9 protein-coding genes are annotated in these 14094 nt (G+C 39.7%); 2 read left to right on the forward strand and 7 right to left on the reverse strand.

The window, feature by feature from the left end; all coding sequences use genetic code 11:
- Positions 1-186 precede the first annotated feature (186 nt).
- From leuS to ACHCNF_RS02900, 3 genes are all read right to left on the reverse strand, one after another.
- Positions 187-2604 (reverse strand): leucine--tRNA ligase, encoded by a 2418-nt coding sequence (gene leuS / locus ACHCNF_RS02890; protein WP_408071294.1) that lies wholly within the window; start codon positions 2602-2604, stop codon positions 187-189.
- Between the two features lie 114 nt (positions 2605-2718).
- Positions 2719-4668 (reverse strand): EAL domain-containing protein, encoded by a 1950-nt coding sequence (locus ACHCNF_RS02895; protein ID WP_408071295.1) that lies wholly within the window; start codon positions 4666-4668, stop codon positions 2719-2721.
- Between the two features lie 210 nt (positions 4669-4878).
- Positions 4879-6969, reverse strand: coding sequence for an elongation factor G (locus tag ACHCNF_RS02900; RefSeq protein ID WP_408071296.1), 2091 nt, complete (start codon positions 6967-6969; stop codon positions 4879-4881).
- A 256-nt stretch (positions 6970-7225) separates the two neighbouring features.
- Here ACHCNF_RS02900 and ACHCNF_RS02905 point away from each other — a divergent pair, with 256 nt between their 5' ends.
- Together ACHCNF_RS02905 and aroA are read left to right on the forward strand one after the other, a co-directional pair.
- Positions 7226-8326 (forward strand): prephenate dehydrogenase/arogenate dehydrogenase family protein, encoded by a 1101-nt coding sequence (locus ACHCNF_RS02905; protein ID WP_408071297.1) that lies wholly within the window; start codon positions 7226-7228, stop codon positions 8324-8326.
- Positions 8327-8378: 52 nt separating this feature from the next.
- Positions 8379-9713, forward strand: a complete 1335-nt coding sequence (gene aroA, locus ACHCNF_RS02910) for a 3-phosphoshikimate 1-carboxyvinyltransferase (protein ID WP_408071298.1) — start codon at positions 8379-8381, stop codon at positions 9711-9713.
- Positions 9714-9804: 91 nt separating this feature from the next.
- Here aroA and ACHCNF_RS02915 read toward each other — a convergent pair whose 3' ends face one another.
- Genes ACHCNF_RS02915 through ACHCNF_RS02930 form a run of 4 tightly spaced genes read right to left on the reverse strand, consistent with a single transcriptional unit; the run spans position 9805 to position 14078 of the window.
- Complete coding sequence (locus ACHCNF_RS02915; protein WP_408071299.1) at positions 9805-11055, reverse strand: nucleotide sugar dehydrogenase; 1251 nt, start codon at positions 11053-11055, stop codon at positions 9805-9807.
- Between the two features lie 11 nt (positions 11056-11066).
- Complete coding sequence (locus ACHCNF_RS02920) at positions 11067-11411, reverse strand: PilZ domain-containing protein (RefSeq protein ID WP_408071300.1); 345 nt, start codon at positions 11409-11411, stop codon at positions 11067-11069.
- A 42-nt stretch (positions 11412-11453) separates the two neighbouring features.
- Entirely contained in the window at positions 11454-12533 is a 1080-nt protein-coding gene (gene queA, locus ACHCNF_RS02925; protein WP_408071301.1) for a tRNA preQ1(34) S-adenosylmethionine ribosyltransferase-isomerase QueA, read from the reverse strand.
- Between the two features lie 48 nt (positions 12534-12581).
- Entirely contained in the window at positions 12582-14078 is a 1497-nt protein-coding gene (locus ACHCNF_RS02930; protein ID WP_408071302.1) for an aminopeptidase, read from the reverse strand.
- Between the last annotated feature and the right edge of the window lie 16 nt (positions 14079-14094).

A 14094-nucleotide genomic window follows, 5' to 3' on the forward strand; every position in this document is an offset into this window, starting at 1 on the left:
TTGCCCCCTATCTCGAATAAGAAAACCTACTATCATAATTCTAGCAAATCATGTGAAAAATGCATTAATATATTGACGATTTTCCAAAAATTTAATATTTATGATAAGTTGTTATATCTGAATTTTACTAGCAAAAAAGGCTCATGTTCAAAAATGAACATGAGCCCAAAAATCCCAAATAAATATTTATTTCATTACAATATTGACAATCTTGCCGGGAACATAAATCTCTTTAATAATGTTTCCGTCAAATTTACCGGAAATAGCTTCCTTAGCCTTTGTAAGAACTGTGTCCTTAGGATCATCCTTACCAATAGAAATTGTTGCCCTTACCTTACCATTTACCTGAACAGCGATCTCTATAGTATTTTCAACAGTTAACGCCTCATCAAATTCAGGCCATGACTGCTGATACAGTCTTCCTTCACCACCGATTCTCTGCCAGATTTCCTCTGTGATGTGAGGAGCAACCGGATTAAGCATGGTGATAAGAGTCTTATATTCAGCCTTATTAACTGCGTTCTTCTTATAAAAATCATTAATAAGTGACATCATGGCAGCAATAGCTGTGTTGTACTTAAGGTTCTCGAAGTCGCTTGAAACCTTTTTGATTGTTCTGTGCATCTCTCCCTTGAGATCATCAGAGTACTCATCTCCGTCAACAAGAATATCCTGAAGCTTCCATACTCTCTCAAGGAATCTACGACATCCCTTTACTCCATCCTCAGACCATGATGCAGCCAGATCAAATGCACCGATGAACATCTCGTATGTACGAAGTGTATCTGCACCGTAATCCTCAACGATATCATCAGGATTTACGACATTACCACGAGACTTGCTCATCTTCTCGCCGTTTTCACCAAGAATCATTCCATGGCTTGTACGCTTCTGATAAGGTTCTGTCGTAGGAACAACTCCCTGATCAAACAGGAATTTATGCCAGAATCTTGAATACAGAAGGTGAAGAGTAGTATGCTCCATTCCTCCATTATACCAATCAACGGGAAGCCAATACTTAAGAGCTTCCTTACTTGCAAGAGCGTCCTTATTGGTAGGATCTGTATATCTAAGGAAATACCATGATGATCCAGCCCACTGAGGCATAGTATCTGTTTCTCTCTTAGCAGGTCCACCACAGCAAGGACATGTTGTATTCACCCAATCTGTCATAGCTGCAAGCGGAGACTCACCATTATCTGTAGGCTCGTAGCTGTCTACCTCAGGAAGAAGAAGCGGAAGCTCTGATTCATCAATCGGAACATATCCGCATTTTTCACATTCAACTATCGGAATAGGCTCTCCCCAATATCTCTGACGTGAAAATACCCAGTCGCGAAGCTTATAGTTAACCTGTGCATGACCAATCTTCTTTTCTTCAAGGAAGGAAATCATCTTTTCCTTGGCATCCTTTACAGAAAGTCCATTGATAAAGTCTGAATTGATAAGCACACCTGTTGCTACATCTGTAAATGCGGCTGCATTTACATCAACCTCTTCGCCATCTTTAGCAACAACCTGGATAATAGGAAGATTAAACTTCTTTGCAAACTCCCAGTCTCTGTCATCATGTGCAGGAACTGCCATAATAGCTCCGGTTCCGTAACTCATAAGTACATAATCTGAAACCCAGATTGGAATCTCTTTACCATTTACGGGATTGATTGCCTTAAGTCCGTCTATTTCGACACCTGTCTTATCTTTAGCAAGTTCTGAACGTTCAAAATCAGATTTCTTTGCAGCTGCTTCTCTATAAGCAATTATGTCATCCCAGTTTTTAATTCTCTCCTGATATTTATCAAGATAAGGATGCTCAGGAGAAACAACCATATATGTTGCACCAAAAAGTGTGTCACAACGGGTTGTATATACTGTAAGGTGATCCTCAGTATCTTTGATTGCAAAGTCAACCTCTGCACCTGTGGAGCGGCCAATCCAGTTTTTCTGTGATACCTTAACACGCTCAATATAGTCAACGCCGTCAAGACCATCAATAAGCTTATCAGCATATTCAGTGATCTTCAGCATCCACTCACTCTTAACCTTACGAACAACCTCAGAACCGCAGCGCTCACAAACACCGTTAACAACTTCCTCGTTTGCAAGACCAACCTTACATGAAGTACACCAGTTGATAGGCATCTCCTTTTTATAAGCAAGACCTGCTTTGAAAAGCTTAAGGAATATCCACTGAGTCCACTTATAGTAATCCGGATCTGTAGTATTTATTTCTCTGTTCCAGTCAAAGGAATAACCCAAAGAGTGAAGCTGGCTCTTGAACTTCTTAACATTGTTTGCTGTTACGATCTTGGGATGAATATGGTTTTTAATCGCGTAGTTCTCGGTAGGAAGTCCGAAAGCATCCCAGCCCATGGGATAAAGAACATTATAGCCCTGCATTCTGCGCTTACGTGCAACAATATCAAGTGCAGTATACGGACGGGGATGACCAACATGAAGTCCCTGTCCTGAGGGATACGGAAACTCAACAAGTGCATAATACTTGGGCTTGGAATAATCATTGCTGGCAGCAAAAGCATTCTCATCGTCCCAGATTTTCTGCCATTTCTGTTCAACTTCTTTGTGATTGTATAACTCTGACATTTTGAGGTACCTCGTTTTTTTCATAAATATAGTTTAAAATTTTAACATATTAAAGTACCATATTCAAGCGAGATACCGTAGTTCAATGAGCAGAAAATGACGTAAAATGCCTGATCAGGCTTTTTTATTAAAATATTTTCCAAGGTTTTCTATAGGCGAAGGCTTTGCATAATGGTAGCCCTGAATATAGTCAAAGCCTCTATCAATACTGAATTTCTTCTGGGATTCATCCTCAACACCTTCTATCAAAGTTACAAATCCATTCTTTTTAAAGAACTCGATCATATACGTGATAATGTCATCGACACGGTCATCCTTTATGGATTTATATAGTAGTGACTTATCAAACTTTATAGTCTGTACCGGAACGTCAACAACTCTCTCAAGGTTAGAATATCCTGTTCCAAAGTCATCCATATACAGCTGTATTCCTTCTCTGTTGAGCATATCCATATTATGTTTGACTGCATCATAATTTTCAGCCATCATGGATTCGGTAAGTTCAAGCCTTATCATCTTTTGATCTATCTTGTAGCTGTGAACAATATCCATTATCTCTTTATAAAAAGTCTTGTCCATAAAGTCCGCTGTTGAGCAATTTATCGTGACAGCATCAAAATCATATTCGGCTGATAGTATCTCTATTGCTTTGCATACCTTGTGCATCATTATTACTGTAAGCGCATGAATACAATTATTCTTTTCTGCAATATGAATGAAAGCATCCGGATTGATCAGCTTTCCATCGATTGTCAGACGCATCAATGCTTCAGCTGACCTGAATTCTTCCTGCTTAACACTGTAAATAGGCTGTGCATAGCAGAGTATCCGCTCATCCTCCGGATCCATTTTTGCTCTGATGTCTAAAAGTGCCTGTTCAATCTTATATATTTCATCAAATTCCCTAAAGTCTGTTCCATTTGCGAAATAATACACATTTTCGCCATCCAGCATCTTCTGCTCTTTCAGATACCACATAAAAAGCTGTGTCCACTTATTTCCTACAGCCCTGAATCTTCTGCTGTCTCCACATATCCCTATGAAATAATGAATGTTGTCCTCTGTTCTCTCATAGAAATTGTCCAAAACATCACGCATATGTTCCGCGTAATTTTCAGCATCAGAACGCTCTTTTGTTTCTATGAGGGCCAGGAAGGTGCCAAAATTCACTCTATAAAGGTGAATTTTATTTGATATCCTTTCTATTTCACGGCATACTCTCGCAAGTTCAACGGAAATACTTTCATAATCAGGAGCAAGTGAACTATCTGTCAGCTGCTGAAAATCAATATATGCCACATAGAAAATCCTGCCCCTTCTGATATTTGTAATGAATTTGCTTTCAAGAGCACTAATATTCTGACATCCAGTATCTTCATCATATGGATTTGAATGGAAGAGCTGATACATAACAATAAGAGGCATAACATAAGTAGCCCCTGTGAAAATAGCATGATTATCAAGAATTTGAATGAACAGCATTAGAATTTCAATAGGAACAAGAATAATACATGTTCTTATGACTATTCTGGATACGTATCTTCTGCGCAAAAAACACGCCAATGTGCAGCATATAGTGCATGCTAGTCCCGCAATACAGTAAAACCTTGTAAAGCGACCTATATCAATGCCATCGGTTCTTACAAAATACAGGTTTTTCATTATAATGTTATAGCCAAACCCGGAAATATAAATAGTCAAAATGGCAATGTAAATAAATGCCAATACTGATTTTTTCCTGATCCTTTTCTCGCTCAAAAGGCTTACATAGTTGAATATCAATATAAGGATCACAATATAGAGCATCAAAAATACTATGAGAAGAGCTGTAAACGAAGTTCTGTCATAATATTTCTCAACATTGCTTGCTACCTCAACAATAAATATCTGCACAGCCGTAGCAAAAACAGATACTATCACTCCTATAACAAGGTATTTAAACGCTTTTGACTTCTTAGGTTTTGTAAGTGCCATAAAAATCAAAAGAAGTAAAGCAAATAAAAGACTGGCATATTCACCGATTATGTCATACCTAAGCCCCATGTGCATTCCAAATTGTGGCATTATATTACCCCTCATAAAAAACATTGTTATTATCGTAATTTCATAAAATAAAAAGACATACAGTATTAACTTCATCCTAGCATACAGATATAAGCACAATTTGAAAAAAATATAAAATAAAAATGAAAAGAGCCGAGATTTCGTTTATATCGAAATCCCGACTCTGTATCGACTACTTAAATTATGAATATAATTCAAAAAATAATGTTATCAGTCCTCAGCACTATTCTCCTTAACCTTCTCTGCTCGAGCAGTAACTTCCTTCTGCTGAATATCAGAGGGTGCCTGCTCATAACGGGTAAAGCTATATTCATAATCACCTGCACCACCTGTCATGGATCTCAATGTAGTGCAATATCCATAAAGCTCCATCATAGGAATATCTGCCTCAATGACCTGTTTTCCATCCCCTGTAGGATTCATTCCAAGAACGCGTCCTCTTCTCTTATTGAGGTCACCCATTACATCACCGGTAAAGCTATCCGGAACAGTAACCTTTAGAGTAGCTATAGGCTCAAGAAGAACAGGCGTCGCCTCCATGAATCCCTTCTTGAAGGCATTGCTTGCTGCAACTTTAAATGCCATTTCAGAAGAATCAACCGGATGATATGAACCATCATACAAAACAGCCTTTACTCCAACTACAGGATAAGCTGCAAGAGGTCCTCTCTGGGAAGCCTCTGCTATACCCTTCTCAACAGCAGGGAAATAATTCTTCGGAACAGCTCCGCCTACAACTTCCTGCTCAAATACATATGGCTTTGAATCATCGCCTGAAGGCTCAAAGCGCATCTTTACATGTCCATACTGGCCATGACCACCGGTCTGCTTCTTATATTTATATTCCACATCTGAATTTTTGCGGATTGTCTCTCTGAAAGCAACCTTTGGCTTGTCAAGGTCAATACCGACCTTGTACTCGTTAAGAAGTTTACTTACAGCTATCTCAAGGTGCATATCTCCCATTCCGTATATAAGTGACTGATGATTTTCAGCATCATTCACAACCTTAAGGGTTGCATCCTCTGCCGCAAGCTTAGCCAAAGACTGAGCAATCTTATCAATATCAGCTTTATTCTGAGCCTTATATCTCATATAAGTATAAGGCTGTGAAATATCCATCGGTGCATACTGAACGGGATTTGCCTTTGTTGAAAGCGTGTCACCTGTTGATATATCCAGCTTTTGAAGTGCTCCAAAGTCACCTGCATGAAGCTCAGGAACTTCAATAGTCTTATTGCCCTGCATTACATAGATCTTACCGATTTTTACTTCTACATCCTTGTTGGAATCATACATAAGATCATCTGTCTTTAATACACCTGAGCGGACTTTGATCATTGAATATTTGCCAATGAAAGGATCCATCATTGTCTTAAACACAAAAGCTGTCTTGGGCTTTGCAAAATCAAAATTAGCTTCGAATATTTCATTTGTCTTAAGGTTAATACCTGCCATCTTGCGGTTCTCCGGAGCTGGCATATATTTAATTATATCATCAAGAAGCGTGTAAACACCCTGTGCAAGAATGCTTGAACCCATCTCTATAGGAACAATTGAACCGTCACAAACATTATTTCTAAGTGCAGATCTGATCTCCTGCTCTGAGAATGTATCACCACTAAAGTATCTGTCCATAAATTCTTCACTGGTCTCGGCAACTGCCTCCATGAGTGTATCACGGTACTGCTGCAGATATTCCTTATTGTACTCAGGAACTTCACACTCTATAGCCTCTTTACCTTCCCAACGGAAGCCTTTTTCCTGAATTACATTTACATAACCAACAAACTTCTCATTCTCACGAGTGGGAAGATTGAAGGGTGCTATCTTCTTACCATATTTATCAGTAAGATCCTGTACAACCTGTCTGTAGGAAGCATCGTCAATATCCATGTCGGATACAAAGAACATACGCGGAATTCCATATTTCTCACACAGATCCCATGCTCTCTCAGTTCCTACTTCAACTCCTGCCTTACCGGAAACAACTATAATAGCTGCATCAGCAACACTCATAGCCTCCTGAACTTCACCAACGAAATCAAAGAAACCGGGTGCATCCAAAACATTGATCTTATGGTTATCCCACTCCATTGCAATGTTTGTTGTGCTGATAGAGAACTGACGCTTCTGTTCCTCTTTATCAAAGTCACTGACTGTATTTCCGTCAGATACCTTACCCATTCGGGAAGTTATTCCGGAGAGGTATGCCATTGCTTCAGCGAGTGAAGTCTTTCCGGCACCCCCATGACCTAAGAGTACGACGTTGCGTATTTTGTCACTAGTGTAAACTTTCATCTCTTGCTCCTCCAAGTCTTAAATTATGTTGGGAAATATAATGAAGAATTTTTAGATTCCCCCCAAACCCTATGGATATATTTTACTAAAATTGTGCATACAATACAAGTAATTCGGTCAAATTTGCACAATAAGATAAATAACATCTATATATTTCTAATATAAAGTTATATATGTTGATTTTCGCACTTTAACGTGATATAGTGAACAATATTGAGAGCATTTGCTCTAATAGTAGTTTCCAAGGAGTTTTTTCATGAATACTGATAATTTAACCTGCGGATTTATTGGCCTTGGTCTCATAGGCGGCTCCATGGCCAGAGCTATGAAAGCTAAAAATCCAAAAATCCGTATTATTTCATATACGCCACATCCTGAAACATCACTCAGAGCAAAGGAAGACGGCATAGTCGACATCGCCTGCGATAAAGTTGATGAGCGTTTTTCAGAATGTGATTACATTTTTTTATGTGCACCTATTGAGAGAAACAACGATAACCTCTCTCTGATCAAGCCTTTTTTAAATCCAAAGACCACTCTTACTGATATAGGCTCCGTTAAGACAAGTATTCACGAGCACGTTAAAGCGCTAGGACTTGAAGAACAGTTTATCGGCGGACACCCCATGGCCGGTACAGAGCGTATAGGCTACATTAATTCCAAAGCTTCTATTTTGGAAAATGCTTTTTATATTCTTACCAAAACTGAAAAAACCACTGACGAAAGATTGGAGAATTACAGAGAGCTTGTTGAGATGATGGGTGCTACACCTCTGATCATTCCTTATGAGCAGCATGATTTCATAACTGCAGCCGTAAGTCATGTACCGCATGTTATTAGCGGTTGCCTGGTAAATCTTGTTCATGACAGTGATTCGTCGGATGGTCTTATGAAAATGATTGCAGCAGGCGGATTTAAAGACATCACAAGAATTTCATCTTCATCTCCTGTTATGCTTCAGCAGATATGTCTTACGAATCACAAGAACATCTCTGTTCTTCTTGATAGATACATAAGTTATTTAAATGAGATGAAAGCTGTGATAGATGAAACAGACGGTGACGGCTTAATGGATTTCTTCTCATCAGCAAGAGAATACAGGGATTCCTTCAACGATCTTCGCCGAGGACCGATTCAGAAAACCTATGTCATTCGTGTTGATATCGCTGATGAGCCGGGTAATATTGCATCAGTTGCTACTCTTCTGTCAGTAAACGGAATAAATATCAAAAATATAGGAATTGTTCATAACAGAGAGTTTGAACATGGTACATTAAGTATAGAATTCCATGATGACAAGGCCATGGAAAAAGCATTAAAACTATTGGAAACACATGGATATCCATCTATTGACTAATACTTTTTAACACTTAATATATTCAGACCGAGAAAAAAAGAGGGAACTAACCATGATAAGTATTGAAAAAAGTTCTAAACCTTTAACAGGTAATGTATTTGTACCGGGGGACAAATCAATTTCACACCGAAGCATTATGTTCGGTGCTCTTTCTGAAGGAACCACTGAAATAACAGGCTTCTTAAAAAGCGGGGATTGTCTCTCTACCATCGAATGTTTTAAACAACTTGGCATTCTGATTGAGCACTCTCAAAGACCTATGAATGGTGTCCCCACCATAACAGTACATGGTAAAGGGCTACATGGACTAAGTGCTCCGTCTTCTACTCTTTACACCGGAAATAGCGGTACAACAACCAGACTTTTATCAGGAATTCTGGCTGCACAGCCCTTTGATTCCATGATCACAGGGGATAGTTCAATTGAAAAGCGCCCTATGAACAGAATAATAAAGCCCCTGACACAGATGGGTGCTGATATTACATCTGCACTTGGTAATGACTGTACACCTCTAATAATCAAAGGAGGAAAAAGGCTTCGTGGCATATCCTACCACAGCCCTGTCGCTTCAGCCCAGGTGAAATCCTGCATAATTCTCGCCGGCTTATATTCAGAAAGCGACACAGTAGTATACGAGCCCGCACTTAGCAGGAACCACACCGAGATCATGCTGCGCGCCTTCGGTGCAGATATACACAACGAAGTTGACGTAAAGGGTGGTGCTTCCGCTATATTACATCCGGGACTTCCTCTTCGCGGTATAAAGGTCAATGTCCCCGGTGATATCTCTTCAGCTGCATATTTTATAGCTGCCGCACTGCTTGTTCCCGGCTCTGATATAATCATTCACAATGTTGGAATTAATAAGACAAGATCAGGAATCTTGAGCATACTCACTCAGATGGGTGCAGATATTCAGCTTGAAAATGTTGATGAATCCATAGAGCCAAGGGCAGATCTTCATGTCAGATATTCAGAGCTTCATGGAAATGAAAACGGCAGATTTGAAGTCTCAGGCAAACTGATTCCCACTATGATTGATGAACTTCCTATTTTTGCAGTAGTTGCAGCTACAGCAAACTGTACTACTATTATTAAGGATGCTGCAGAATTAAAGGTAAAGGAATCCAACAGGATCAACTCAATCTGCAAAAACTTAAAGGCTATGGGTGCCGATATCGAGCCCACCGAAGACGGAATGATAATACATGGTGGCAACACACTGCATGGAGCAGACATTGACTCCGAGGGTGATCACAGGATTGCCATGAGTTTTGCAGTAGCTGCGCTTGCAGCTGAAGGTTCCACAAGAATACTTGACGATAAGTGTGTAGGAATCTCTTATCCTGACTTTTTCAAGGATCTAATGAATTTGAAAAAATGTTAAAGTGATTTCTGAATCGTTAAATTTAGAAAAAGAGTCACAAAAAGCTCGCATGACGCCTATTATGTTTCATGCGAGCTTTAACTTTTTTGTATCAGTCTCTTCTAAAAATATCTCTTGAGTATACTTTATCAGCCACATCATCAAGGCAGGAATCATATCTGTTAGCTATTATAGCTGCACTCTTATCCTTAAATTCCTCAAGATCATTAACAACGAGGCTTCCAAAGAAGGTTGTTCCGTTTTCAAGTGAGGGCTCATAGATTATTACCGTTGCTCCCTTTGCCTTGATTCTCTTCATTACGCCCTGTATACTGCTCTGGCGGAAATTATCGGAATTACTCTTCATGGTAAGTCTGTATACGCCGATAATAACCTCATGTTCTCTCCTGGCATCATAAGCTTCACTATTGCCATAAGCTCCGGCAATTTCAAGGACTCTGTCTGCAATAAAGTCCTTACGGGTTCTGTTTGATTCAACTATAGCCTCAATAAGGTTCTCCGGAACATCCGAATAATTGGCCAGAAGCTGCTTAGTGTCCTTAGGAAGGCAATAACCACCATATCCAAAAGAGGGATTATTATAGAAATCTCCTACTCTGGGATCCAGGCATACCCCTTTGATTATATGATCTGTATTAAGGTTTTTCATCTCAGCATAGGTATCAAGCTCATTAAAATATGACACTCTCAATGCGAGATAAGTATTAGCAAATAGCTTAACTGCCTCAGCCTCTGTAAAGCCCATAAAGAGCACATCCACATTTTCCTTAAGTGCGCCTTCTTTTAAGAGATCTGCAAAAACATGAGCTGCATTCGTAAGCTCACTGTCTTCTTCATCAGTACCTACAATAATTCGGCTGGGATAAAGGTTATCATAGAGCGCTTTAGATTCTCTAAGAAACTCCGGGCTAAATAATATTTTATCCGTTCCCATCTTTACTCTGACTTTTTCAGTGTAGCCAACAGGAATTGTGCTCTTGATCACCATATAAGCGTCAGGATTAACACTCTTAACCAGCTCGATAACAGACTCCACAGCACTTGTATCAAAATAATTCTTCTTACTGTCATAGTTTGTCGGTGCAGCAATAACAACAAAATCTGCATCCTTGTAAGCGGCAGCACCATCCGTCGTTGCTGTAAGATCAAGCTCTTTTTCAGCAAAATATTTTTCAATATACTCGTCACGAATGGGTGGTATGCGTTTATTCAGCATATCCACCTTCTCCGGTATAACATCAACAACTGTAACCTTATGTCTCTGTGACAACAAAGTCGCGATTGAAAGTCCGACATAGCCGGCACCTGCAACCGCGATTTTTAAATCCCTAAAAACATGCATGATAACTTCCTCTACATTTCTTCGAGAGTATCCTGAACTGTCTCATAAACCGAGATTCTCTGTCTATCATACTCAGGCATCCCTATAAAAATAGCACCATACTCGTAACTATCTTCCAGGGCTGTTCCTCGAACAATTTTAATAAACACATGAAGAACCTCTTTTGTCCATATAGTGAGATTGCATTCATAGTTATCGCCCATGGTAAGCTGCAGATCAGACTGGAAACCCATTCCGGCTCTGGAACAGTTGATAACTGAGATAGCAACTGCTTCAGGCTCAGTATTATTCCCAATCGGATTCATAATAAGCTCACCATCAAGATCAAGCCTTTTATACTTTCTTCTCTCTTCCATAATATCCCCCTCGAATATATGTGATTATAATTATAATATATATTAAATTTCGTCATCCGTAAAGAAACATGCATCACCAAAACTAAAGAATCTGTAGCGTCTATCAATAGCTTCCTTGTATGCATTTAAAACATTTTCTCTACCTGCCAGAGCAGAAACAAGCATGACCAAAGTTGATTCAGGAAGATGAAAATTAGTTATAAGGCAGTCTGTAACCTTGAATTGATATCCGGGATAAATAAAAATAGATGTATTATCTGCACAGGGCTCAATATGACCATTTTCCTCTGCAGCACTTTCTATTGTCCTGCAGCTTGTGGTTCCCACACAGATAACACGATGTCCGCTTTCTTTTGCTTTATTAATCTTATCCGCAGCTTCTTTATTTACCTGATACCATTCAGTATGCATATGGTGCTCAAGAACATTGGTAACCTTAACCGGTCTGAATGTTCCAAGTCCTACATGAAGTGTTACATAGGCAAGGTCAACACCCTTATCCTGAATTTTCTGCAAAAGTTCTTTTGTGAAATGAAGTCCGGCAGTAGGTGCTGCAGCTGAGCCTTCATATTTGGCATAAACTGTCTGGTACATATTTTTGTCCTGAAGCTTATGGGTAATATAAGGCGGAAGCGGCATCTCACCGAGCTTGTCAAGGACCTCCTCAAAAATGCCTTCGTATGAAAACTGAACAAGTCTGTTTCCTTCTTCAACAATATCCAGAATTTTTGCATTTAAAAGTCCATCACCAAAAGTAACTTCTGCACCCGGACGAAGCTTTTTCCCGGGTCTTACAAGAGTCTCCCAGATATCATTTTCTCTTCTTTTAAGAAGTAATATCTCAACCGCAGCTCCTGTATCCTTCTTTGTACCAAGAAGTCTTGCAGGTATTACCTTTGTGTCATTTAACACAAGACAGTCACCGGGATTCAGATAATCTATGATATCGTGAAAAATCTTATGTGCTATTTTCCCAGAGTTCTTATTCATTACAAGAAGCTTCGCATCATCTCTTGCTGGAAGCGGATCCTGTGCTATAAGTTCCTCCGGAAGATCAAAATAATAATCACTTGTGCGAAGGCCCAGTTCCGGATCCTTCGCACCTGTATTTGTATTGCTCAATTATATATCTCCTATTGCAATTCTGCTTACGCTTCGCTTATCAGATATTTATTCGTTCATCAGACTGGCTTTGTTCAGGAATGTCTTATATCCGCGAAGTGCTTCGTAAATGTCAGCCTTTGATGTAGCTTCCCAAGGAGCATGCATATTAAGTACGGCTACTCCGCTGTCTATAACATTCATTCCATAGAGGGCAAGAATATAAGCGATTGTTCCGCCGCCACCAACATCTACTTTACCAAGCTCTGCAGTCTGGAAATCAATATCATCCTCTTCAAAGATGCCTCTGATATGCGCAATAAATTCAGCATTGGCATCATTTGAACCTGACTTGCCACGGCTTCCTGTAAACTTGTTAAATACAGGGCCAAGACCAAGATATGCTGCATTTTTCTTCTCAAACTGTCCTGCATACATAGGATCAAAAGCAGCACTTACGTCTGAGGACAGCATGCATGAATTAGCAAGGCATCTTCTAAGTTTAAGGTCATTGTAGTCGCCACAGAGATTCATAAGCTCAGCTACAGCGTTTTCAAAGAATCTGCTCTGCATGCCTGTAGCACCAACGCTTCCGATTTCTTCCTTGTCTACAAGAATGCAGCAGCCTGTCCTGCTAAGATTCTTAACCTCAAGAAGAGCTCTCATTGAAGGATAAGCGCAAACTCTGTCATCCTGGCCATATCCAAGGATCATTGATCTGTCGAAGCCTGCATCTCTTGCTTTTCCTGCAGGAACTATCTCAAGCTCAGCTGAAAGGAAATCTTCCTCCTCTATTCCATAAAGATCATTAAGGATGCCCAGAATTCCTCTCTTTACTGCGCCACTGATCTTGCCGCTTTCTTCCTTCTCAGCCTTTTCATAATCAACAGCATACTGCTGACCATCTGTAAGCTTTGAATTCTTCTTTTCATCCTTCTTCTTTTCGTCGCTCTCAACTACGAAGGGTCTGCTTCCGACAACAAGGTCAAGTGCTTCACCCTCAACTACCTGAGCAGCCTTTTTATTCATGAGGTCACCTGAAAGGTGAATAAGAAGATCGCTTATAAAGAATACCGGATCATCCTCATCCTCACCTACATTCAGCTGAACTGTAGTGCCATCCTTCTTCACAACTACTCCGTGAAGAGAAAGCGGGATTGCAACATACAGATACTTCTTGATACCACCGTAATAATGTGTATCAAGATAAGCAATACTTGTATCTTCGTAAAGAGGATTCTGTTTTACATCCATTCTGGGTGAATCAATGTGTGCACCAAGAATATTCATTCCGTTTTCAAGAGGCTCTGATCCTATCTGGAACATAGCGATGGACTTATTCATCCATACGCTATAAACCTTGTCACCCTTTTTAAGCTTTGTCTTTGTTCCTATAAGTGTGTTGAGCTCACGATAGCCTGCCTCCTCAATCTCATTAACTATACAGTCTATAGCTTCGCGCTCTGTTTTTGCATTGTCGAGGAAGTTCTTGTAATCATCTGCAAAAGCTTCAACTTCCTTAAGCTGTTTTGCATTGTATTTTGTCCATACGTTCTTTTTAATCATTTCTACTCCTTTTTGC

It is taken from the genome of Butyrivibrio sp. NATIVEDY162, from assembly GCF_045999815.1.
Taxonomy (GTDB): Bacteria; Bacillota; Clostridia; order Lachnospirales; family Lachnospiraceae; genus Butyrivibrio.